The sequence below is a fragment of the Trichodesmium erythraeum IMS101 genome, assembly GCF_000014265.1.
GTDB classification, from domain to species: domain Bacteria; phylum Cyanobacteriota; class Cyanobacteriia; order Cyanobacteriales; family Microcoleaceae; genus Trichodesmium; species Trichodesmium erythraeum.
This window is the reverse complement of record NC_008312.1, coordinates 3,512,496-3,537,895: the sequence shown is the minus strand read 5'-3', so window position 1 is coordinate 3,537,895 and position 25,400 is coordinate 3,512,496. Positions and strand designations below refer to the sequence as shown.

Below are 25,400 nucleotides of genomic sequence, written 5' to 3'. Positions count from 1 at the left end.
AATATAGTTAGCAATTTTTGTTAATGAATTTTATTAAACTAGTCTAGAATTGATGGGATATTGATTATTAATATAGTTTGTTGAAAAATTTACACATTGGATTTAATTATTGAGGTTTAATATATAATTCTATGTTTAAAAGTTGGCTTCTAACTCAAATATGAAAATTGTTCTTGAGAATATTCACAAATATTATGGTAGTCGTGCCGTTGTGAGTCGAGTTAATATATTTATTGATCAGGGAGAAATTGTTGGCTTACTCGGTCCTAATGGTGCTGGTAAAACTACTACATTTTATATTGCTACGGGTCTAGAAAAACCTTCCCTGGGTACTGTTTTTTTTAATGAGTTAGATATAACAGCTTTACCAATGGATAAAAGAGCAAAACTTGGTATTGGTTATCTAGCTCAGGAACCTAGTATTTTTCGTAACCTTAGTGTCAAAGATAATATTCTCTTGGTCTTAGAACAAACAAAAGTGCCTCGTCGTGAATGGAAACAGCGCTTAGAGTTTCTATTAAATGAGTTTCGTTTAGAAAAAATAGCTTCTACTAATGGTTCTCAAGTTTCAGGGGGAGAACGTCGGCGAACAGAACTAGCTAGAGCTTTAGCTTCTAACCGAGATGGACTGAAATTTTTGTTTTTAGATGAACCATTTGCGGGGGTTGATCCCATAGCTATTTCGGAAATTCAAAAGATAGTAGCAAAGTTAGGAGAACAAAAGATGGGCATCTTAATTACGGATCATAATGTGAGAGAAACTTTGGAAATTACAGATAGAGCTTATATTATGCGAGATGGACAAATTTTGGCATCTGGAACAGCAGAAGAACTTTATAACAACCCCTTAGTACGTCAATATTATTTGGGTGATAAATTTCAGTTTTGATTATTATAATCGAATTAGATAGTTATCAAGTTTTTAATAATGTTAATTACTAAAGGTATAAACTAAATTATGTCAGAGATAACTAATAATACATTTCATTTAAATAAATCAAAAAGAGATTATCAAATAAAAGTTGTTGATTATTAATTTGTCTTCAATTGTTGGGATGAGATTGACGCAATTTTATATAGAGTATTTGTAGATTCAGAGTTTAATGATAATTTTGTCAGAACTCGTCGAGCAGAACATACTTTAAAAAATCTTAGGGAACCTTATCAAGAAGGTATAAAGCATATTATTGCACTAGATTTAGATAACAATATTCTGGGAGCTTTTTTTGTTATTCCTGCTTATAAACCAGAAGGGAAAAAAGATTGTGATTTAGGGTGGATTTTTACTATCGAATTACACCTAAAGTTCCGCTATGAGGTTTTGAATGCGATTGTTTATCAAGTTCATGAAGTAACTAAAAATGCTGGTTTTGCCAGAATAATTACAGAAATGGAAACGGAGACAGGGGCAAAGTTTTTATCTAAAAAACATGCTTATATTCATACTCCAACTCCAGAAAATCTCAATATATTGACTAAAGAATTAAATTAATTTACAGCATTTTTTTAGTTAATGAGTTACAAAGTTTGATAGGTTGAGAGAACCTGGGAAAAAGATTAGTAATAAACTCTACTTACTATCTTAAAAAGTACCGTAAACTAGAAAAAAATATAATTTTTAAGTAGGAGCATTTGAACTAATGAACAATTAATATTAAGGAGTTGCTAAATTTTATAGTGATGCTGTTCAAAAAAAATAGAAATTATTATGAAATTGCTACTGACCTTGCTCAAATAATGGGATAAGCTAGAGATTTATTGGATATAGGAATAGGTACTGCTTTAATAGTAGAAAATTTACTGCAAATTGAACCTGACTATAGAATAACTGGAATTGATACTAGTGAATCTTTATTAGAAGAAGCTCAAAAAAGACTAGGAAAAAAAGTTGATTTATATTTTCAAAATGTTTCTGAGTTAGATATTGGTAAAAAATTCGATGTGGCTTATTCTCGTGGTGCTGCGTAGACGTTTTTTTTTAAATAGCAATCCCAAATCAGAAACAATGTTGGCTAGCCACATTTTTAGTTTTTGATATATACAGAAAAGCTTGGATTTTGTTTCTAAATATCTTCAAGCAGGAGGTCTGTTAATAATTAGTGCTTTTAATGCTTATGGAGATAATTTAGTGAAATTGGATAATGGTATTGTTAATAAAAGAATTGCGACTACTGAATTAATTAAAAATGAATGTTATGCTATTCTTGATTATTTTTTTTATGAAAATGAGGAGTTATTAGAACAACACACAGTAAAACTTCAATTACTCAATTATTAAACCTATACTATGATTCTAAAAAAGCAGGATTTATAGAAAAAGACATCACACTAGGAAAATCAGGAAAATATTATACCTACTTAAAAAATACTTAAAAATTTAAGTTTATGGTTGGGATTGCAGTATATTTTGTAGCTCATAATAGTGACGATAAGTCTTTTCAAGGACCCCCGACTTACGAATTAAATAATTAGCACAGTTATAAAGATTTTTATACAAGAAATACAGTGGGTAAATTTAAGCATAAAACCGATAATTTTTCTGAATAATATGTCTCTTAACTAATCTCATAAATTAAGGATTTCAAATCACTAAATGCTCTGAGTATTTATTAATTTTTATGATTATTGTCATTTATTCTTTAATTCTTAGATAGTTTGATTCTACTATATGCTCTGAGTATTTATTAATTTTTATGATTATTGTCATTTATTCTTTAATTCTTAGATAGTTTGATTCTACTATTAAACGTATTGGAGATAGTTATTAAATTTTGTCAAATATTTTAGTAGCTGGTTAGTAAAAATAGCGCGAAAATATTTGATATTAATTTGACTATATACGACTTAATTTGCTGTATAACTTTTACTATACTTCAAGTCCGAAAAATTCCAATAGATGGACTAAGGAATTAAATTAATTGGAGTTACGTATTTGCGTATCGGAATGATATTGTATGAAAGAGTTTCGACAAGTTTTGGAATGTGTCTGTTCCCTTATAGATTCATCCCTTAATTCAATAACACCAATTAATTTGACTAAAAAAACTGAAGGAGAGTTATCAATAAAAACCAATAAGAATTATTATGACAGTTGGATTATGATTATAGTTCAGAAATGTTTGCTGAAGTAGGGTTTGAACTTCTTAATATCTCTGGTGACGGTCAACACTATATGTGCACAAAAAAATGCGTAAGTCCTGTTTAAATCATAGGTAGTGGTGTATAGTTAGTGATTTTTGCAGTTAGATTCTACATTAATCCCTAAATTCAGCAAGGCCCATAATAACTAACAAAATACTTAGACAAAATATATCATCTATTGAAGGGTATGCTTTACAGCCAAGCGCGTACATTTTCCTTCCATTACTACAGCTCGCCTTATACTTTAAGCTTAGAATTTAGTCCCTAAAACTTATTTTTAAATTAAGATTCAAAAAATGACTGCTACTTCTTTCGCTCAGGCAAATCAACTATTTAAGGAAGGAAAAATAGAGGAAGCGATCGCTTTTTACAAAAAGGCCACCACTAAAAGTAACCAATTCTATTGTTCTCACCATAATTTAGGAGAGGCATTGATCAAAGCAGGACGCATCAAAGAAGCTGCTGCTGCTTTTCGTGAGGCATTGGCCATCAACCCTAATTCTGCTTGGTCTCTTTATAAGTTAGGGGCAATGTTAAACAAGTTAGGCCAGTATAAGGAAGCTGTGGGTTATTTGCGGCAAGCGGTGGAAAAGAAAACAAATGTGCCGGAGTTTTATTTAAGTTTAGGGAGGGCATTGGTGCATTTGGGACAATGGTCGGACGCGGAGGAATCTCTCTATCAGGTGGTTGACTTCTGTGTTGACTCTCTCCCTCTAGAGGAGGAGGCAAAGCAGGTATATGGAACTTCCTTAATGACATTCTATGTATCAGAGGCTTATTTTTACTTGGGAGACATAAAGTTTGGGCAACAGCAATGGTCTGAAGCGGTGAAATTTTATCGTCAGAGTTGGGAAACTAATTATGGTAAATTGGAATGCTGTATGGGTTGGGCTGCAAGTTTGGGTAAGTTGGGACGATGGTCGGAAGTTGTGGAATGTTATCGTCAGAGCGCACATCTGTTTGATGAGTCTGAGGAGTTTTTGTTTGGGTTTGGTCAAGCTTTGTCGCAGTTGGGTCGATGGGAGGAGGCGGTTGTTAAGTATCGGTTAGTAGTGGAAATTAATCCGAAGTCGGCTGAGTTTCGGCATCATTTGGGGTATGCTTTGATGCAGTTGAAGTATTGGGTCCAGGCAGAGATTGAGTTACGGAAGGCAGCGGAGTTGCATCCAGCATCTGCCGTGGTTTGGCAGCACTTAGGGAATGTTTTGAGGGAGTTGGGGAAGAGGGAGGAGGCTGTTAAGGTTTATCAGCGGGGGCAACAGATTGATACTGAGTCTGTAAGTCCTAAACAGATTGCAGATAAGCAGTTGCTAGAAAGGGTGCGGAAATATTTAAAGGCGTCAAAGTCCAAAAAAAAGAACGTGGTTGTTTATACAGCCATTTGCAATAACTATGATGTATTAAAAATACCAGAGTTTTTATGCCCTGACTGGGATTATGTTTGCTTTACGGATAGAGCGCAATATCCAGGGGAGCATTGTTGGGAAATTCGTCATTTCGATTACATACATGAAGATAGCACTCGCACTGCTCGATATGTAAAAACACATCCTCATATTTATTTCAATAACTATGAGTATAGTATCTGGATAGATGCGCACATTCTGGTTAAATCCAATTTTCTGGAGGAGTTTCTGAATAGTTTTATCAAAAATCAGCAATTGTTTGCAGCTATCCCTCACCCATATAGGAATTGTACTTATCAAGAAGCTAATATATGTAGCCAGCAAGAGAAAGACGACAAAGATACAATTGAAGAGCAAACTACTCACTATCAACAGGAAGGTCTGCCCTATGAATTAGGATTAATAGAGACAGGTGTTATGATTCGTAAACATAACGACAATTGTATTAGGAACTTGCACAATTTATGGTGGGAAGAAATAGAAAAATATAGTAAAAGAGACCAGCTTTCCGTAATGTTTGCTCTATGGAAAACTGACTTAAAGTGGATTCCATTGATGAAGAAAGGGCGATCAACAAGAAACCACCCAGGATTTGGCTTCTTTCAGCATGGGTTAAGATCTACCACAAGAGATATCCCCTATCAGATACCCTCTTTCCTGCCTAAAGAATTTGCCTTTGAACAAACTCCATTTTGGCACTCAAAAACTAAGCCTTACGATCGAAATTCCTTAAAAAGCATAAGTGCTTTTCCTATTGATATTGTCATTTGTGTACACAATGCCCTTGAGCATGTTAAAAATTGTATTAATTCTGTGCTTGTCAATCTTTTGCCAAGCCATAAGATTATTATTGTGGATGACGGTTCTGATCATGACACCTGGGACTACCTAAAACAGATTGCTGCACAAAACCATAGCATTACTTTAGTTCGACATGAGATAGCTAAGGGTTACACAAAATCTGCAAATTTAGGAATGCAGATTGCTGATGCGGAGTTTGTTATTCTTTTAAATAGTGATACTATAGTAAGCCCAGACTGGGCTTTGAAACTTTTGCAAACTGCAACGAGTAGTAATTTGATAGGTGTAGTAGGTCCCATGAGTAATGCAGCATCATGGCAATCATTACCTTTTGTCAAAGATCCAAAGAACGGTGGAATGATAATCAATGAACTTCCAGAGGGCAAGACTGTAGCTGACATGGATAAGTTCTGCGAGCAATACGGTTGGTTTGGGCATTTCCCCCGGGTTCCTTTAATTAATGGTTTTTGTTATGGTATAAAGCGCGAAGTTATTGATGCTATTGGCTACTTTGATGAAGAAGCTTTTCCCAAAGGATATGGGGAGGAAGATGATTATTCTATGCGCGCCTTGAATGCAGGTTTTACCCATGCATTGGCAACCCATTGCTATGTTTTTCATGCCAAATCAAAGAGTTTTGGTGCGGAAACTAGAAGTGTCCTTGCTGAAGCAGGTGGGAATGCACTAAGAGCCAGACATGGAGAGAAACGAATCAAAAGAGCTGTGATTTCTCTAAATTTTCATCCATTTCTTAAACGTTTACGGGCTTATGCTGGGGAGTATTATGGCGTTGAAGTTCTAGAAAAGGGACTTACTAAACTTTCATCTGTGCCGAAAAACACAAATTTGCCAGAAAGCTCCGATCTACCGAAAAGCACAAATTTGCCAGAAAGCTCTGGACCGTCAGATTCTCCCCAAAAATTAGCCAACTACGATTTAAGTCAGCTCACAAAAATAAATTCGGTAATTTTTCCTAAAGAGCTACTGCTGGTAAAAATTTCATTACAGGAGCTACAGGAGAACAGCGTTTTTACTGAAAACATGAGAGGTAAGCCCTTAGAAGAGCCTCCAGGAAAAGTGTTATGGATTATCCCTAACTGTCGAAATATATTAGCGGGAGGAATTAGAACTGTATTTATGGTAGCCGAGGAATTTTCACGGTCCTGGAATAGTAAAAACGTTTTTTTAATTCAAATGACTTCTCCGACAGAGGTATTTTTAGACAAATCTACAATAAAAAAATTCTTCCCTGACCTAAATTTTGAATTAATTGTTTTTAATTTTGATGATAACCCAAAAGAAATTCCCAGAACAGATATAGCTTTTTGCACAGCTTGGCATACAGCTTATCTACTTGCTCGATACAATAATTGCCAAGCCAAATTTTACTTTATGCAAGATGATGAGTCGTTATTCTATCCAGCTGGTAGCGTGAGTGGAACGATTGATATGACTTACCGCTTTGGTTTTCATTGCATTGCCAATTCTTTAGGAATAGCGGAAAAGTACAAGCAATATGGAGATAATGTAACATACTTCACTCCGGGAATAGATCGGAGTATTTATTATCCGAAACCTTATAGTAAAAACAAACTACCGTGGCAAGTTGTATTTTATGGCAGACCGAAAAATAAAAGAAATGCTTTTGTTCTGGGGATTGAGGCTTTAAAGCTTGTCAAGTTACATTTCCAGGACAATGTAAGAATCGTCTCTGTTGGTAGCGATTGGAATCCCAAGGATTATGGCCTCGAAAGCATTATTGAGAACTTAGGTGTGCTTGACAGCTTGGAAAAAGTAGCAGAGCTTTATGGAAATAGTCATGTGGGCTTAGTCTTTATGCTGACCCCACATCCATCCTACCAACCTCTTGAATATATGGCTTCAGGCTGTGCTACAGTTAGTAATTATAACTTAGGAACTTCATGGCTTTTTCAGCACGAACAAAATTCACTGTTATCGTCTCTCTTACCCGATGATGTTGCTGGAAACATTATTCGTTTATTAGAAAATAACCAACTAAGGGAGCAAATTATCAAAGGAGGGCTAGAAACAACAAAAAAAATGGATTGGAAATTTGCATTTGAGAGAATTAAAGAATTTGTTATTAACCCCGATTCTGATGATACAAAAAATTATAGAATATCCAATGCGGAAAAAATATCTATTAACCCAAGAGATGAATTCATAAAAATATTGCGGGAAGGAAATTTTGACTATCTTGACTTTGGTTGTTCAAAAGGAAATTCCCTAAACTGGAGCAAACGCCTTTTTGGTGGTAAACAGGGTTTGGGAATTGATATCGATCCCAAAAAGATAGCTCAAGCGAAAGCTGCTGGTCATAATGCTGTGATATTTGATATAAACAATATTCCTACAAAAAAACTGGTAAGATTTACAGTTCTCTCCCACTTACTTCAGAATTTGCCAAGCGAAAACGATGTTAAAGCTTTTGTACGAAAAGCTTGCCAAGTATCTACTGATTTTGTTTTTATCAAGCAACCCTATTTTGATGCGGATGGTTATTTATTCCAAAATGGACTCAAATTGTTTTTCTCTGATTGGACTGGACATCCGAATCAGATGACTACTCTATCTTTGTTTAAGTTAATGAAGGAGTTAAAAGATGAAGGGCTTTTGCAGAAGTTTTCAATTCATGGTAAAAAACCAATTTTGTCCTCTGATGACAACCATGTACAGTCGATTAATGCTCCCATAGATCAGCATCACTTCGATTCATCAAAACATCCACCTAAGATTCAGGGGTTTAAATTTGAGTTTCCAGTTTTTTATGAAACGGTTGTGATGATCTCAATATCAGGTGTTAGCCATTATGAATACTTTAAAAAATTTCCAACAGATGCAACCTTTTTTGAAAGCTGGTCTGTTGATTAATTTTTGTGCAAAAAAATAAAGTATATTTTTCATCAAATAAAAAATGCAGAACATTAAAATAGCTGTGATTGGTTTAGGATATGTTGGTTTACCCCTTGCGGTTGAATTTGCTCAAAAGTTTCCAACCCTTGGGTTTGACATTTCACAAACGCGAGTTGAACAACTGAATCAAGGATTTGATAGCACCCTCGAAGTTGACAACGATTATTTAGCTTCAGTTATATCTGAAACAGGATTTCGCGTCACCACCTCTATTGAGGATATTGCTAATTGCAATATTTATATTGTAACTGTACCAACTCCGATTGACCGACACAAACAACCAAATTTAGTTCCTTTAATTCAAGCCAGCGAAGCAGTTGGTAAAATTCTTAAAAAGGATGATATAGTCATTTATGAATCTACTGTTTATCCGGGCACAACAGAGGAAGAATGCGTTCCTGTGTTAGAAAAGATTTCAGGTTTAAAATTTAACCAAGACTTTTTCTGTGGTTACTCCCCTGAGCGCATTAATCCTGGTGACAAGATACACACAGTTACCAAAGTTAAAAAAGTCACTTCAGGTTCGACGCCTGAAATAGCTCAAAAAGTTGATGCACTCTATAATACGATTGTCATAGCTGGAACCCATTTAGCATCTTCTATAAGAGTTGCTGAGGCAGCTAAAGTAATTGAAAACTCTCAACGAGATATTAATATTGCTTTTGTCAATGAGTTGGCGATTATTTTTAATAAAATGGGGATCAAAACTAGGGAAGTGTTAGAGGCAGCCGCTACTAAATGGAATTTCTTGCCTTTTCAACCAGGACTGGTGGGGGGACACTGTATCGGAGTAGATCCATACTATTTAACGTACAAGGCCCAGGAACTAGGCTATCACCCAGAAATTATTCTTGCAGGACGACGCCTCAATGATAATATGGGAATTTATGTTGCTAAGCAGGTTGTTAAGCTCGCGATTAAAAAGGGGCAAAAAGTTGAGGGTGCTGCTGTTCTAATTTTGGGTATTACTTTTAAGGAAAATTGTTCGGATATTCGTAATTCTAAAGTAATAGATTTAATTCGTGAATTAGAAGATTTTGGTTGTGTTGTAGATGTTTATGACCCTTGGGCATTGCCAGAGGAGGTTAAGCAGGAGCATGATATTGATATTTTAAGCGATCTACCAAAACTTGCTAGCTATCAGGCAATTGTACTGGCTGTTGCCCACGATGAATTTAAACAGCTTCCTTTGGCTAAGAATGACGGGCAAGTTATTTTTGACGTCAAGTCCTTTTTGCCCTCGGCGGATGCAACGCTTTAGAGATTGTGGCTACACAACTTAGATTAAATAGGGCTTTGTTGCATGAAAGTGACGACAAAAGTCAAAACCCAGGTAATTTTTTAGGACTTAAAAAGGCTAAAACCTTTATCTGTTTTTTATATTTAATCAGCAAACCCTAATTAAAAATGGTGTAAAATCAAAATCCTAAGACCCAAAGTTCCCCAAAAGTTATGGCCACAAATAATTCCCTTAAAATCGCTAACAAATTATTGCAGGCGGGTAAATTAGAAGATGCCCAAAAAGAGTATCAAAAACTCATCGAATTACAGCCCAATTTTGCTTGGAATTACTATTACTTGGGGCAGTTGTTTTTTCAACAAGGAAAATGGCAGGATGCAGTTACCCAATATAGAAAAGCCATTAAACTCAATCCTAATTCTGCTACCTTGCACAATAGTTTAGCGGAGGCTTTAATAGAGCAAGGGAAATTAGATGAGGCTATTAACTATTCGCAAAAAGCTATTTTTCTAGAGCCAGACTTGGCTATTTATAATCAAACTTTAGCCTTAGCTTATGAGGCTAAATTAGATTTATGGCAGGCATTCAAGACTTGGCAAAAAATCCTTTCTCTTCATCCAAATCACTCTCTGGCAACTCAAAAAATCTCTCGCTTGGAAACAGATATTGCTCTCAATTGTATCGATAACGGGAATAAATTAAACGAGGCAGGAAAGATCAAGGAAGCTGTTGAATTTTATCAACAAGCATTAATTCTGAATCCTCAACAACCGATGTCTATTTATCGTAGTTGTGGTAATAATTTAATGACTTTAGGCAAATTTGAGTCAGCAGAAAGGGTTTTTCAACAATTAATAAAATTTTATCCAGAACTACCAGATGGTTATGATGGTTATGCCAGGGTAACTCAGAGTTTAGGGGATTGGGAACTAGCATTAAAACGGTGGTCGGAGGCGATTTTTAAATTCCCCGAAAATATCGGTTTTCAAGTTCAAAAAGGTAATACTTTAATCAATTTAGCCAGATTTGATGAAGCAAAAGCGGTATTTCAACATTTAAAAGAAAAGTATCCAAATCAACCTCAAGGTTATGAGAATTATGCGAGATTAATTCATAGGTTAGGTGATGGGGAGTTGGCATTAAAATTGTGGTCAGAGGCGATTATTAAATTTCCTAAACCTATCGTTTTTCAAGTTCAAAAAGGCAATGCCTTAATCAATTTATCTCGTTTTGATGAGGCAGAAGCGGTTTTTCAACAATTAAAAGAAAAGTATCCAAATAGACCTCATGGTTACGAACGTTATGCAGCTTTAACTCAGAGTTTAGGGGATTGGGAATTGGCATTAAAACGGTGGTCGGAGGCGGTATTCAAATTTCCCGAAAATATTGATTTTCAAGTTCAAAAAGGCAATGCCTTAATCAATTTATCTCGTTTTGATGAGGCAGAAGCGGTTTTTCAACAATTAAAAGAAAAGTATCCAAATAGACCTCATGGTTACGAACGTTATGCAGCTTTAACTCAGAGTTTAGGGGATTGGGAATTGGCATTAAAACGGTGGTCGGAGGCGGTATTCAAATTTCCCGAAAATATTGATTTTCAAGTTCAAAAAGCCAATGCTTTAATCAATTTATCTCGTTTTGATGAGGCAGAAGCGGTTTTTCAACAGTTAATAGAAAAGTATCCAAATCAGCCTGATGGTTATGAACGTTGTGCAGCTTTAACTCAGAGTTTAGGGGATTGGGAGTTGGCTTTGGAGCGTTGGGAAAATGCTATTGCTAAGTTTCCCGGCCATTTTAATTTTTATTTGCAAAAAGGGGATGTACTGGCTAATTTGTTTAGGTATGAGGAAGCAGAAATTTGGTGGGAAAAAGTTATTGCTTTATATCCCGCTCGCCATGAAGGATTATACAAAAGTGCTGCTTTGGCGAGGCTGTTGGGAAATCGGGAGTTTGCCTGGCAAAGGTTTGAACAAGCGATCGAAAAGTTCCCTGGGCATATTCCGGCATACTGTGAGGCGGCTAAGGAATTGATAGCTATGGGGCGTTTTGCGGAGGCTGAGGAAAAATTTCTACAGGCTTTGCAAAGGAATCCCAATGATTTAACGACCTTGCTCCAGGGCGGAATTTTAGCCAGTCAACAGGGAAATAGAGAGTTAGCTCTGGAGAGATTTGAGCGAGTGATTAAATTTTATCATCCTCAAAAAGCTATTGATGCTTATATACTGGCGGCAGTGGAGTTAAAGAATTTGAGTCGGGAGAGTGAAGCGATCGCCAAGTACGAAGAGATTGTAAGTTTCCATCAGCAGCGTGGTTTATATCCAGAGGTTAAACTACTGGGGACATCTTTAACTTCTATTCAGGAATTAGGTTTGCTGCTCGACCGACTGGTTACGAAACAACCGGATAGTATTAAGGATATTGTTTCTTTAGCTAACTTAACAGATAAAGTACTATTTTATTGGAGAAGTAATCATCTTGCCCCCGTAGCGAAGGATGCTCCTCCCTTGCTGCCAAAATTAAAGATATTAAAAGAATTGTTTTCCCAAGTTATTGCTACTCAAGAGGTTCCTAAAAAGTCCTATTTGTTAATATTAAAACACTTCAATATGGCTATCCAACTTCTGAAAGAAGAATCCCAGAGATTAAATAGTAGCGAGTATAAAAGGGTTAAACTAATTCGCTCGGAAATTCCACTGCCATTGATGGATAAGTTGTGTTTTGATGGTTTGTCATCGTCGGTACGCTATATAATGGGCGCGGACGAACGGGTGCCAAAATTTCAGGTACAAGCTACGGTCAAATATTTACCCGAGTTAATGGATCGAGATAAGGAGTATTTTGTAGCTACCGTGCGGAAATTGTCAGGTTCGTTTAAGTTGAGAAGCAGGCAAACCATAGAGATATTTAAGGATTTTATTTGCGAGTCTCCATTTTGTGTTTCTGAGGGATATATTTTTCATCGTTGTGACCCGAGAATATCTGATAAATTTGTTAAGGAATTTATTGGTGAAAAGACTGCCAGTTCGAGGGAAGACGTTGCGCCAGATGATAATTATAGTCAGATGGCAAATACTAGAGCAACTTTAGAGGAGATTGCTATTAGGAAAACAGTACTGGATAATTATTACGAAGATGATGTAATTTTCAGTTTGGCTGTTATCGGTCATATTTGGGGTGCATATCAGAACTACGCCCATTTACTCCTAGACCAAATTCCTAGCTTAATTCTCTATCAAAAGCTGAATTTATCCTGCCCAATATTTGTTCCCCAAATTACGGATAGCCACTGGGAAATCTTTAGTCATTTGAACATACCAAAAGAGAAAATTTTGGTAAAGCAAGAGCAGAAGTTTAAATACTTGATAATTAGTCGTTATCAATACGATATAGACAGGATTGATTTTTACAGACAATTGAGAGAATCAATTGTTGCAAAGCGTTCGGATATACCTCCAGAATATCGCGCTCGTTATGTGTATATTTCCAGAAGGTATTCTCCTCGCCGACCGATGGCTAACGAGGTAGAAGTAGAAGAATTGATGGCGAGTTTGGGATTTTCGATTGTTTATGCCGAAAGGTTGAGTTTTGAGGAGAAAGCGATGTTAATGCACCACACTTCTGTTTTAGTTGGTGCTATTGGCGCAGGGTTGAGCTGCATTCTTATGTGTCATCCAAATACCACTGTTGTCGAGATATTCACCGGTAGATACCTTATAGATAGGTTTTTTTACCCTGTATCTGTATTGGGCCAACATAATTTTTACCCACTATATTGCGACCAAACGCTCAATGGTTTTGAAATGAATATAGATAAATTGAAAAGAGTAATTACCGCAATACTTAAAGGGCAATGAAAACCTACACAGAACAGACAAGATGTCTGTTCTACGGGCCAACATAAAACAGCAGCAATTCTTTAATCTATAAAGAAAAAGCTAGGTCTTCAAAGGAAGCATTCAAATAATACTGATAATTTTCCAAATTAACAGTATGGGGACGCGGTAAATCAAATACCAATTTCCCACCTTTTTCCAAGTAGTTAATCTCACTATTAATGATTTCTGGACGATAATGCCAAGCCAACACCAGAGCATAATCAGGATGGATTTCTCGTAGCTTTTCGTGACTTATAATTGGAATCCGAGTTCCTGGCGTAACCGCACCATCTTTTTGAGGTTCCAGGTCGCTAATAGCTATCAAATCTTGTGGGGTAATGCCACAATAATTCAAAACAATATTCCCCTTAGTCGAAGCTCCATAGCCATAGACTTTTTTACCAGAAGATCGCATCAGATCAAAAAATGCTCGTATCTCATGCCGATGTTGAATAATCCGATTGTGGAATCGCTCGAAAGGAGCCATTGTTGCCAGGGGCTTTTCGGCATCAAGAATTTTCTCGATCGCCTCATGGTTAGGCTTCATCGGATTCTCCTTGCGGGCAGCTTTAATCCGAAAACTACCACCATGCATAAAATTCAAACTGACATCGAGTATTTTAAGGTCAGCGCGTTCTGCCATCCATTGAATTTGCTGCAAACCCAGGTAAGTTAAATGTTCGTGCATAATCTGGCCGTAGGTCAGATTTTTCAACATCAGGGGCATATAGGAAAGTTCAAAAACCCAAATCCCATCTGGAGCTAAAACAGAATGAATTTGCTTCATAAAGTCTATTGGATCTTCCAGGTCATAAAACATGGCAATGGAAGTAATGATTTTACATTTCTTATCCCCCACCATTTCCCGTACTCCATCAGCAGAAAAGAAATCATAGATAACTTGAATGTCTGCATCAAATTTATCTGCAGATTTTTTACTTGATGGATCCATGCCTATGCGAGTTAGGTTACGATCGCGATAAAAGTTCAGTAAAGTACCATCATTGCAAGCGATGTCTAAAACCACATCCCCAGGATTGGGTTGTACCAGTTCCAAAGCTTCTGTAACAATACCTTGTAAGTGACGGCACATTGTTGGACTTGTTGCGGAGAGAAAACCATAGTTATCACCATACATTTCCCATGCATCTGCACTGTGTTTTAGTTGCAACGTTCGACAGCCTTCCTCACTATCACAAATTACTAAATCTAAAGGAGAAGTAGATGGATCTGGAGAGTCAGGGGACGGATAAATTCCACTGAGAGGTTGGCTGCCCAAACTTAAAACTGGAGTAAGTTTTTCGGAGCCACAAACTCGGCATTTAGTAATTTCAGAGTAAGAAGTTGATTGAGTCATTTATTTTTTTCGATAATATGCAGGACTTACGCAAAATATGAAAATATACACCATCTGTAGGGGTTAAAGGCAGTTGACCCCTACTAGATATAGTGGTTCTGCATAAGTCCTGAATATAATAATATAATATAAGTAAAACAATTTTAGTATTCTATCAGCAATGTGCTGATGTGTCAAAAATAGTCTTGAGCCAACCTAGTTAATCTTTGAGTTTTTTTTCACCTTCAATGGTTTGCATCAAACGTTCTTTTAAACTTTTGGCCGGATACCAACCAATTTCTTCAATGGTCTTAGTGTCAGCCTGAGAAAACATAATTTCACCCCGACGTTGAGGTAAAGCTCCAAATTTTAATTCTGTTTGAACTTGCATTAATTCTTTCAACATTTCTAGAAGTTGTCGCAATGAAGTTGCTTTACCTGTTCCTACTTCATATTCTTGATAATATTGTGAGGGTTTCGATTCTTTTTCTAGCAGCAAAAGATAGGCCAAAACTACATCTTCAACATGAATAAAATCTCGTTGCTGTTCCCCCGAAGTGAATTTTAACTCAGAGGCATTGCTTAAAAACTGCTGGCTCGCGTAAGATATTAGTTTGTTACGATAATCCCCTTGGCCAAAAACGTATTCTAATCTAACATTCAAAAACTTTATCTGATGAATTAGAGCAATTTGTTTTCCCCACTGCTGGAAATGTTTTTTTGAAAGAGAGTAGCTTTCTAATCCTTGATATAATATATTGCTTTTATTAACATAAGTATCCGTATTAATAAAAGTCTTGGTCTGGAAATCTTTGGCTGTTTTCAACAATTTTAAAGGAAATGCAGTATTAGCCTCAAATATTTCTATAAGACTCTCTTGACGGCGACCAGTGGCCGTTGCTGTGTGAACTACTGCATCAATTTTTCCAAAGTCTTGAAAAGGTTTTTCTATGTTGCACCGATCTATGTCATAAGCAGTTATCTGTGACAGGCAATTCTCAATCCTTTTAGTTTCAGAAAAACTACGCTTGAGAATAATAACTCGATTGCCTTTATTCAGGAGTTGCCTAACCAAATGACTTCCCACAAATCCTGTAGCCCCAGTAACTAAAATTGTTTGTGTCATGTTTTCAATACTTTGATTTGGAGGACCAACCTATTCCTTCATAGATAGAAACACTCTGTTTACCCAACATTCTTCTGCCATCAACCACAACTGGTGGATTATCCTTACCAGCTAATAGCCGTGGGAGAGCCTCAAACTCAGACCAGCAAGTGACTATTATTACTGCCTCTACAGCATCTAAAGCATCAGTTAAATCATCACAAAACAGCAATTCATTTTCACAAAAATACTTTTGAGCCTCCTTTTGAGCAAATGGATCGTAAGTCTTAACTATCGCACCTTGACTTAAGAGAGATTCAATGATAGGAATCGCCGGAGACTCTCGGATATCATCAGTCCCAGGTTTAAAAGCTAGACCCAAAACACTTACCTTTACCCCCTCAGTCGAAGGAAAATGCTTTTTCAACAAATCCAAAACTTTCTGAGGTTGAGCAACATTCACTCTAATCGCAGCCTCCAGAATTTCCATCTGGTTTCCCAGTTTACTGCCATAAGCAGTTAAAGCTTTTATATCTTTAGGAAAGCAACTACCACCAAAACCACAACCTGCTTGTAAGTAGCTCAGAAAAGCAGGAGTAATGCGATCGCCACTAGCCGTAATTGGGCTAAAGCGTTTATCCAAATGAACTCCTTGCATCACCTCAACCACATCTACACCACCAACAGCACTACAGAGATTACCTATTTCATTAGAAAACGAAATCATAGTAGCCAAAAGTGAATTAGCAGTGTACTTAATCATTTCTGCCGTAGTGCAATTTGTAGTTAGCTTTTCTATGCCCTCGAAAACTTGGTATAAAAGCTCCAGTAAGCTAATACTTTTAGCATCAATTCCACCTAAAATAATCCTATCAAGAAACATAAAATCCTCAATAGCTTCCCCTTCCCTCAAAAATTCAGGATTCATCCCCAGACCAAAATCCACCCCTGCTTTTTTGCCAGAAGTTTCCTCTAATATTGGTAACACCACATTTTCAGTAGTACCTGGTACTACCGTACTTTTGATAACGACCAAATGATAAGAATTTTTATTCCTTAAAGCTTCCCCTATTTGCTGAGAAACCTGCTTGATATAACCCAAGTCAATTTCCTTACCATCAAAAGGAGTGCCAACAGCAATCATAGAAATTTCAGTTTCTTGTACTGCCTGTCCCAAGTCGGTGACAGCTTGTAAGCCATCACCAATATTTTTTTGCAACAACTCCTGCAAACCCTTCTCATATATTGGGGGAATGCCCTGATTAATAGAATCGACCTTATCTTGGTCAATATCTACACAAATAACCGAATGCCCCTTTTCGGCAAAGCAAACCCCAGACACTAGACCTACATATCCCGTACCAATCATAGAAACTTTCATTTATGCCTCCGCTGCTTCTGAATTATCTTGATACCATATCAGCGATCTTTTTAGCCCTTCATCAAGAGAAATACCAGGATTGTATCCCAAATCATTTCTAGCTTTAGCAATGACAGGACAACGACGATTAGGATTATCAACCAAGTAATTTTGGTCAGCACTAGCTTGACGAACAACTTTACCAGAATAATTGAATAAATCTCCTGCTAACTCCACAATCTTATTTGCCAAATCAAGCATAGAAATCTCTGGTTTTTCCACACCGATATTGTAAGCTTCACCTTGCTTACCCTTAGTTAAAATCTTGTAATAGCCAATAATTGCATCGGCGACATAACAAAAAGTCCTAGTGGGGGAACCATCAGAAAGCATGACAATATCCTTACCCGCCAGGATATCGCGAGCGAAATCAGGAATTACCCTTTTATCAGTAATTTTTAACCCAGGGCCATAATTATTAAAAGGACGTGCTATTTTAATCGGCAAATTGTACTGCTGGGCAAAATTCACGCACAGAGTTTCACCATAGCGTTTAGATTCATCATAACAAGCCCTCGGACCAGTGCTAGAAACATTTCCTCTGTAGGTTTCTGGAGTAGGGATATTTTCAGGAGTCGGATCGCCGTAAATTTCGCTAGTCGAATAAAATAGGAAACCTTCCACTGGTTGAGGTTTATGTTTTTGTTGTTGGCAATATTCCAACAAAAACCTTAACCCATTAACATTAGCATCCATCGTTTCAATAGGATACTTACGATAGTATGTCGGAGAAGCTATGGAAGCTGCATGAATTATGTACTGAAAATCATCAATATTACTAGGCAGTGGTTGAGTAATATCGTGCTTTACCAAGCTAAAACTGTTTTCTTCTAAATCGGTTAACCAACTAGGTACGCCACGGATATAATTGTCATAAACTGTCAAATCTATTTTTCGAGACTTTTCTACAGACTGATTCCAGAATAAAGCTGACTTAACCAAGTAATAACCTAAAAAACCTGCACCTCCAGTTATCAACATTTTTTTTCCAGCCAAGCAAGACATCTCTTCCTTAAGAAGAGTGCAGATGTACTCTAAATCTTTCTCGACAACTGTTTGGATAGTATTTACCATTATTTCTATTATGTTGAAAATTTATGACAAAAGAGTAACCGATGAATTAACAGGATCTTTTTTAAAGAAAACAGTAAATTGCTCAATGACATAATCTATCATTTCATCAGTTAATCCAGGAAACACACCAGTAAAAAGCGTGCGATTCATAATTATATCTGATTCTTCCAAAGTACCGTGAACTCTACGTTCAATATTCATAAATCCAGGTTGTTTTAGTATATTACCTCCAAAAACCAACCTAGTTTCAATCTGATGAGCTTCCAAATGTTGAACTAGCTCGCGACGATTTATTCCTTCCTTCACAGTAATAGGAAAACCAAATGGTGAAGGGTTAGCCCTAGAATCAATTTTAGGTAAAATTAGGTACTCTTCGAGAGATTTTAAGCCTTCATACAGTCGCCAAAAATTATGACGCCTTTTTTCAATGAACCCTTCAACCTTCTCCTTTTGAGCAATACCAATAGCCGCCTGCATATCAGTAACTTTCAAGTTATAGCCAATGTTAGAATAAATGTATTTATGATCGTACCCAAATGGTAGTTCGCCCAATTCCCAATTAAACCTTTTGCTACAACTATCAGATATCCCTGGAGGACACCAACAACTTCTACCCCAGTCCCGTAAAGAGAGTACCGTTTTTTTCAGACTAGCTTGATTAACAATAACGGCTCCTCCTTCACCCATTGTCATGTGGTGCGCTGGATAAAAGCTCAAGGAAGCCATTTGCCCAAAAGTACCCACCAAAGTACCATCAAAAGTTGCCCCTAAAGCATCACAGCTATCTTCTAATACCCATAGATTGTGACGTTTAGCTACATCCATAATAATCTCCATATTGCAAGGATTACCGACAGTATGAGGAATAAAAATGGCTTTTGTCCGAGGCCCAACAGCATCCTCAATAAGATGGGGATTAATATTGTAAGTGCCCACCTCGCAATCCACAAAAACAGGTATTAAGCGGTTTTGAATGATAGGGGCTAAAGTAGTAGGAAAAGTTACAGCCGGAGTAATAACTTCATCACCTGGTTCTAAAGGTTGTAACTGAGTATCCTTTTGGGATTTTAATTCAGGTGAACAAATAGTGCTTACCATTAGTAGATTAGCCGATGAACCAGAATTGACAAGCAAAAAGTCTCTACTGCTGAAAAAATCGCGCATTTTAGACTCAAATTTGTTTCCATAAGGCCCTGCGGTCAACCAAAAATCCAGAGAAGAATCTACTAAATTGACCAATTCTTGATCGTCATAAACCCTTCCTGAGTAGTTAATTCGACTTTTTCCTGGTTCAAAACCAGACTTTTGATGAGCTGTTTGGTAATATTTTTTAACCAATTCTAAAATCTGCACTTTGAGATTTTCAGCTTCCATAGTTTTTTTCCTAAAATTGTATTCAAGTCAACAAAAATAATTGGCAGATTGTGAGCTTATAACAAGCCCGAGGAAATGTTTACTTTTATATCTCATTCCCAAATCTTCCAAGGCGCTTGACCCAACTTCCACATCTTATTTAACTCTTGATATTCCTTAAAAGTATCCATGGCGTAAAAGAAACCAGAATGATAATAACCCATTAATTGACCTTCTGTCGCCAACTTTTCTAATGGGTCTTTTTCTAAAACGCAATTATCCCCAGATAAATAGTCAAAAACCCGACGGTCAAAAACAAAAAAACCAGCGCTGACCATTTTATCATCTTTAATCTTCTCCCCAAACTTTAAAACCCTAGCTTCCCTGTCAACATCTAAAACCCCGTAACGAGAAAGGGGTTGCACCGTAGTAGTCGTAGCCATTTTTCCATGACCCTTGTGAAATTCCACCAAATTTCTAATATTAACATCTGCCAGACCATCCCCATAAGTCACCATAAATAAATCTTCATCAATATATGGTTTGACCTTAACCACTCGCCCCCCCGTCATAGTTTCCAGACCGGTATTGACCAAAGTAACCCGAAAATCCTGTTCATTATAGGCTTTGTGATAAGTAATTTTCTGAGAACGACCTAAATTAATAGTGAAGTCATTATTTATGGCTTCGTAATTAAGAAAATAATCTTTAATTAAATTGCCCTTATAGCCCAAACAAATAATAAAATCTAAAAAGCCATAATGGGCATAAAGCTTCATTATGTGCCAAATAATGGGATATCCTCCCACTTCCACCAATGGTTTAGGACGATATTCAGTTTCTTCTCTCAGACGAGTACCAATACCACCCGCTAGAATAACTACTTTCATTCTTATTTCTGTTTTTTTCTAACATCCGAGAATTTGCTGTCCCAAAAGACTACCACAATTGACGCAACAAAAGTAAAATTTCCTCCAAAACACTAAAAGTAGGATATTGATCTAAAAACAGGAATATGGATTTAACATAAGTTTTGGCCAATTTAACAAGAAACTCTCATGCCAATAGATGGCTTATACATAAAAAAAAGAGTGGTATTACATCTATGAAAAAAAGCTTTTGCCGAGCGTGGCGTTAGCTGTATCGTTGAGTATAGTATCAGCCCTATCACCTCATCATTTATAATTTAGAATGAAGAAAAAAACTTACTCAAATAACTGTGTGCTTAGAGCCTCCTACATCAGTAATACTGTTAGTAACTACTCTTTTTATAGCACTTTTTTTTCTTTATATTGCCCCCTTAAAAAATCATAAAGCTATATATTAAAATCAATAAAAACGAGTTTATTTCTATTATTTATCAATAGCGATCGCGCAGCCTAGTTCCTTGAGTAAACTAAGTTTATCTATTTTTGCCAAACCGATCATTGAACACGTTTGTTCAAATAAGCTACTAAAACACCTGTGTCTATAATTACTTTTTTATCCATTCTTTACCAAGATTTTCCAAATATTTCTTATTGGTTGCTAAGTCTCCGGGACAAAAATTAAGAGCGCCTGCTATTTCTTTAGTTGCTTCATAAAAAGAAACTTTTTTTTCTTCTTCCTTGTCAGATGAATTTTCCGAATTACGACCAGGTTTTTGACTCAGCAAAAAGTCTAGAAAATCAATCATTAATACTTTAAAGAAACCAGAGTCAAATCAAAAAAATCGTGGCGAAAATATGGCAAAAGCACTAGAAAAATTAGCTGAAATTAAAACTTTTGCAAATGTAGAACCCAAAACTTGGCAACAAGCAGTTCGTCAAGATAGCCCACTTCCCCCCAATCAGCTTGGAGTTCGAGACCCAACAAAATCACCTGAAACTCTCCAGCGTCGTGGGACTTGTTGGCTTGCACAAAACCGCTGTAAAGCATGTATAATAATTCTTCCATGCCAATACATGATGGTAAAACATCGGTCATGGCAAACTCTTATATCCTTGTAGGTAAAATTTCTACTACCTTGTTGTTGGGTTAACAGCGTAGACCATACGGTAGAGACTGAACATCAATCCGTAAAGCTTGTTTAAATGCGGACAAAGCTCTAACTGTCAAATGAGTGAGTTTGCTAGCAAAGGCTGATACGCAGAAGAATAGGAAGGTAATTAAACTCTCATTAGCGTTGACCATTCCAAAAACAGCTAAGGAATTTAGGACCAAAAGGTCAGGGGGTCAATGGATAATTATATGGGCTGGTAATTATTATCATACAGAACCCTCCGGGAGATTTTACTCTGCTAAATCAGTCGCAATAAAGGAATAAGGGAACAAGAAAACCCTCTTAGAACATCCTAGTAATATAGGTCAAAAAGCTAGGAAGCCATTCAAGGTAATTATACACATAAGGTTGTAGGTTTTAGGAGGAGTAGGATTGAGTAAAAAGCTATAAAGCTGACTTACTCACTGTTAGATATAATGTAGAGTAATATAGCAATGAGCGCTGGCATATTTACATATTACAAAGATTGTCTTGATGTAGTACTGTGTACTGTATGACCTGCATTTTTCTTTCATAAATTAGGCGATCGCCAAACACTAAAGTTTTAAGGATGCGTGTAATGGATTTAAAATTTATAGTTCATAACGGCTTTGTTGCATGAATGTTGCTTTCGCATCCATTCTGCTATCACTGACATGACTCTCTCGCCCTCGCACCTTGGAACTTGATCAGGACTTACCCACGCAAATGCAAAGATACATCATCTGTAGGGGTCAACGGCAGTTAACCCTAGGATATATAGTGGTTATGCGTAAATCCTGTTGATTTAACAGACAAGTCAAAAATCACATTCTTGTGTGATAGCAAGCGTCTCAAAGAGCAACTACACTAATTATTTCTATAGCATATCTTTGCTCCCTAGGAAAAAACTTGAGGATTGGATTATGAAAGCTGCATCTACACAGTCTCTAAAATTCTTAAATTCTTTGAGTCTTGGTCTGATCCAATTTTTTAGTACAAACCACCAACGTTCTATCTTGTTAAAATCTGGTGAGTAAGGTGGTAGATACCAGATTTCACACTTGACTTTAGCTACTAATTCTTCAATATCAACTGACTTATGAAACGTTGCGTTATCCACTATGATCACTTGCCCTGGGTGTAATTTTGGTAGTAAACAATGTTCCAACCAGTTCTCAAATAAATCACGATTACAACTTCTTATAAATGTTAAAGAAGCAAACATTTTTTCTTGATTTATAGCTGCAATCCAACTTACTCTCTCAGTCCTTTTTCCTAACTTCATACCTGGTAATCTTTTTCCTTTAACTCCATAATCATAGGAATAATCTTCCCGATTATCTATTCCGGCTTCATCTACATAGACAATACTTTTGTTGTCTATTTGATTTAGTTTCAACATGAACTCTTCTATTTCTAATTCATCTCTTTCTTGATAACCAGATGTTTTTTTTAGGAGTAAAACCAATTTTTTTAAAACCTCTACTAATAGTAAAACGACTATAATTTCCCCATTTTCCAGCCATTTGTTTTTGAGTTTGCTCATGATTAGCCTCAAGAAATTTTTCAAATTCTTCCCAATCTTTAATTTTAGATATTTGAGGAGGAGGTACATTGGCCTTAGGGACTATTGAGCCTGTGGTTAAATATCGATCTCGCCATCTATCTATAGCAGACCATCATTATCAATTAGATATTTGGCCAACTTATTAACAGAAGCACGAATCTGAGGATCCCGTCCACCACGATTATCAATTACAGTCATTACGTAAACTTGGCCATTAATACTAAATCCTAAAGTAGTACCCAGAGCACGAGAATTTTCTCCAGTCTTTTCACCTAACCATTTGGCTTCTGGCAATTTTTCTAGGCCAGCATATCCCAATAACCTATCTTTCTGATTAGCTAATGCTTCTATCAATACATCAGAATTTGGGTACTCGTTATTATATATTGAGACCATCATATCTGTTAGCTCATTGCTGGTTAAACGATTACGACCTCTACCGGGATTTTTAGGCCTAATACGGTTGCCCATTAGTTTGTAGTTGACCCGAATAATTTTGTAGCCATCATCTTTGAGAACTTTATTAATATAAGGTTGCCCTAAATAATCAATTAGTTGATTTGTGGCAATATTACTACTATGGTCAATCATTTCTCCGACCAAAGTTTTCAAGGGATAACGTTTTCTAGCTCGAATTTTTGAACCATCCTCAGTAAAATTACCTCGACTCACATAAACAGGAGTATCTAAACTAATATTTTCTTTGGATACTTTTTGCATCAATGCTACAGCAATAGGAACTTTTATTAAACTTGCAGCACTTGCTGGTGGTTTATTACCATTTAAATCTAAGCATTCTCGTTGGAGATTACAAACAGTAATCATCGCTTTGCTTGATAGGCCACTGTCTTTACGAATTCTCTCTAAAAATTTGGATTTAGTTAGGTTTAATTGATCAGAATAATCATTGAGACTGCGCTTATATTCTTTGAGTTTTTTATTAGTTTTTTCTCCGATAAGTGAGTCGGTAGGAATTTCCTCTAAGTTATAAATAGCTTGTTGCCAGAGATGTTTTTGTGTTTTTCTAGTTTTGAGGCTGGGATTTTGAGATACTGATACTTTTGCAGCTTGAGCACCTAGATTTAATGCTTGTTTCCAATTATCATTAGCTCGCTGTTCAATTAATATTTGAACATCAATTTCTTGTAATTTTTGAACTAAGTTTTGTTGTTTTTCTAATGTTGTTTGATATTGCTCAGAAAAAAATAATGTTTTTCTAGGAGTAGGTAGAGATTCTAATTGATTTACGATGCGATCGCGCATCTCATAAAGTTCTTGAACAGATTTAGTATGAGATTCTGCTGCTGAGGCACTCTGTATATTTCCAATTGAAATGATGGTAATGCTGGCCATTGTTGTTAAAGTGCCAGTGAGGATTTGTTTTATTTTTAATATTTGGTGCATATAATTTTTCCCAAACAAATAAATAATTTTCTGCTGACTAATAAAGATAATCTTTAACTCTAAAGAAAATTAATCTATCAGTCTGAATACAAATATACTATGTTAATCGTAAGTAATCAAAAAGCTAACATGAACACTTTAGAAAGATTAGATACAGCTCTAGAAAATGGAGGGTATAGTACAGAGCAAGCCTTAACATTTTTTGATGAGTTAGAATAGGTAGACTTGGAGTTTATGATAGGTAGGTGGCAAGGAGCTGAATTTCCTACAAATCACCCAATAGATGGCTTGTTAGAAGCTAGTGGTTGGTATGGAAAAGAATTTGTTGATGCTGAGTTTGTTCATCCTTTATTATTTTCAGATGGGAATAATAATATATTTAAGGTTGAGCCAAGTCCAATTGCCATGAATTTGGGACTTAGTTTGTCAGGTCTCAAAAATAAGGCCATGAAACCTATTTTGACCCTGATGAACTTGATGTTAAAAACAGAGAAAAGTCAGGCCAGGATTCGTATGATGGAGTATCGTCAAAAGGTTAGTGCCACCATGATTTATGATAATTTACCCATTAACGATATCTTTAGAAAAATAGACGATAATACAGTTTTAGGTTTAATGGATTTTAAAGGTGTACCACAACCTTTCTTTTTTGTATTGAAGAGAGATATGATTAGAGGTAGTATACAACAGTAGGAAAAACATTTATCAGTATAATATTTATCATTAGTTTGTGTTCTAAATA

Annotated in this window: 18 protein-coding genes; 9 read left to right on the top strand and 9 right to left on the bottom strand. The window is 36.3% G+C overall.

All coding sequences use genetic code 11. From position 1 onward, the window contains the following. Nucleotides 1–160 precede the first annotated feature (160 nt). The 7 genes from lptB to TERY_RS10780 all read left to right on the top strand — a co-directional run bounded on the left by lptB (nucleotide 161) and on the right by TERY_RS10780 (nucleotide 13,376). Entirely contained in the window at nucleotides 161–889 is a 729-nt protein-coding gene (lptB, locus tag TERY_RS10805; RefSeq protein WP_011611868.1) for an LPS export ABC transporter ATP-binding protein, read from the top strand. 432 nt (nucleotides 890–1,321) lie between these two features. After that, a complete protein-coding gene (locus TERY_RS32890; protein ID WP_011611867.1) occupies nucleotides 1,322–1,492 on the top strand; it encodes a hypothetical protein in 171 nt (56 codons plus the stop codon). Nucleotides 1,493–1,758: 266 nt separating this feature from the next. Continuing rightward, nucleotides 1,759–1,968, top strand: a complete 210-nt coding sequence (locus tag TERY_RS10800) for a methyltransferase domain-containing protein (RefSeq protein WP_011611866.1) — start codon at nucleotides 1,759–1,761, stop codon at nucleotides 1,966–1,968. An 82-nt stretch (nucleotides 1,969–2,050) separates the two neighbouring features. Then, nucleotides 2,051–2,278 carry a hypothetical protein gene (locus TERY_RS10795; protein WP_011611865.1) on the top strand — a complete coding sequence of 76 codons (228 nt, stop codon included), beginning with the start codon at nucleotides 2,051–2,053 and terminating at the stop codon, nucleotides 2,276–2,278. Nucleotides 2,279–3,437: 1,159 nt separating this feature from the next. Continuing rightward, nucleotides 3,438–8,240 (top strand): tetratricopeptide repeat protein, encoded by a 4,803-nt coding sequence (locus TERY_RS25185; RefSeq protein WP_011611864.1) that lies wholly within the window; start codon nucleotides 3,438–3,440, stop codon nucleotides 8,238–8,240. Between the two features lie 43 nt (nucleotides 8,241–8,283). Beyond that, nucleotides 8,284–9,543: a nucleotide sugar dehydrogenase gene (locus tag TERY_RS10785; protein ID WP_011611863.1), complete on the top strand. Its 1,260-nt coding sequence runs from the start codon at nucleotides 8,284–8,286 to the stop codon at nucleotides 9,541–9,543. A gap of 191 nt (nucleotides 9,544–9,734) precedes the next feature. Further along, the gene (locus TERY_RS10780) at nucleotides 9,735–13,376 is read left to right on the top strand and encodes a tetratricopeptide repeat protein (RefSeq protein WP_011611862.1); all 3,642 of its coding nucleotides are present in this window, start codon (nucleotides 9,735–9,737) and stop codon (nucleotides 13,374–13,376) included. 67 nt (nucleotides 13,377–13,443) lie between these two features. Here the strand turns inward: TERY_RS10780 and TERY_RS10775 are convergent, their stop codons facing one another. From TERY_RS10775 to TERY_RS10745, 7 genes are all read right to left on the bottom strand, one after another. Beyond that, on the bottom strand, nucleotides 13,444–14,754 hold the full coding sequence (locus tag TERY_RS10775; RefSeq protein WP_011611861.1) for a methyltransferase domain-containing protein: 1,311 nt from the start codon (nucleotides 14,752–14,754) through the stop codon (nucleotides 13,444–13,446). A gap of 199 nt (nucleotides 14,755–14,953) precedes the next feature. Next, a complete protein-coding gene (locus TERY_RS10770) occupies nucleotides 14,954–15,859 on the bottom strand; it encodes an NAD-dependent epimerase/dehydratase family protein (RefSeq protein ID WP_011611860.1) in 906 nt (301 codons plus the stop codon). A gap of 4 nt (nucleotides 15,860–15,863) precedes the next feature. Next, complete coding sequence (locus TERY_RS10765) at nucleotides 15,864–17,219, bottom strand: nucleotide sugar dehydrogenase (RefSeq protein WP_011611859.1); 1,356 nt, start codon at nucleotides 17,217–17,219, stop codon at nucleotides 15,864–15,866. Then, nucleotides 17,220–18,332 carry an NAD-dependent epimerase/dehydratase family protein gene (locus TERY_RS10760; RefSeq protein WP_044136714.1) on the bottom strand — a complete coding sequence of 371 codons (1,113 nt, stop codon included), beginning with the start codon at nucleotides 18,330–18,332 and terminating at the stop codon, nucleotides 17,220–17,222. It abuts the gene before it with no gap. Nucleotides 18,333–18,353: 21 nt separating this feature from the next. Further along, nucleotides 18,354–19,706: a lipopolysaccharide biosynthesis protein RfbH gene (gene rfbH / locus TERY_RS10755; protein ID WP_011611857.1), complete on the bottom strand. Its 1,353-nt coding sequence runs from the start codon at nucleotides 19,704–19,706 to the stop codon at nucleotides 18,354–18,356. Between the two features lie 92 nt (nucleotides 19,707–19,798). Next, nucleotides 19,799–20,575 carry a glucose-1-phosphate cytidylyltransferase gene (gene rfbF / locus TERY_RS10750; RefSeq protein WP_011611856.1) on the bottom strand — a complete coding sequence of 259 codons (777 nt, stop codon included), beginning with the start codon at nucleotides 20,573–20,575 and terminating at the stop codon, nucleotides 19,799–19,801. A gap of 584 nt (nucleotides 20,576–21,159) precedes the next feature. Continuing rightward, the gene (locus tag TERY_RS10745) at nucleotides 21,160–21,360 is read right to left on the bottom strand and encodes a hypothetical protein (protein ID WP_044136713.1); all 201 of its coding nucleotides are present in this window, start codon (nucleotides 21,358–21,360) and stop codon (nucleotides 21,160–21,162) included. A 49-nt stretch (nucleotides 21,361–21,409) separates the two neighbouring features. On the opposite strand from TERY_RS10745, the gene TERY_RS10740 reads away from it, so the two are divergent. Then, entirely contained in the window at nucleotides 21,410–21,673 is a 264-nt protein-coding gene (locus TERY_RS10740; protein WP_011611855.1) for a hypothetical protein, read from the top strand. 891 nt (nucleotides 21,674–22,564) lie between these two features. Here TERY_RS10740 and TERY_RS10730 read toward each other — a convergent pair. Next, nucleotides 22,565–23,233 carry an IS630 family transposase gene (locus TERY_RS10730; protein WP_011611854.1) on the bottom strand — a complete coding sequence of 223 codons (669 nt, stop codon included), beginning with the start codon at nucleotides 23,231–23,233 and terminating at the stop codon, nucleotides 22,565–22,567. A 120-nt stretch (nucleotides 23,234–23,353) separates the two neighbouring features. After that, complete coding sequence (locus TERY_RS10725; protein ID WP_011611853.1) at nucleotides 23,354–24,658, bottom strand: serine hydrolase; 1,305 nt, start codon at nucleotides 24,656–24,658, stop codon at nucleotides 23,354–23,356. 225 nt (nucleotides 24,659–24,883) lie between these two features. On the opposite strand from TERY_RS10725, the gene TERY_RS10720 reads away from it, so the two are divergent. Next, nucleotides 24,884–25,351, top strand: a complete 468-nt coding sequence (locus TERY_RS10720; protein WP_370497030.1) for a DUF4334 domain-containing protein — start codon at nucleotides 24,884–24,886, stop codon at nucleotides 25,349–25,351. The last annotated feature ends 49 nt before the right edge of the window (nucleotides 25,352–25,400 follow it).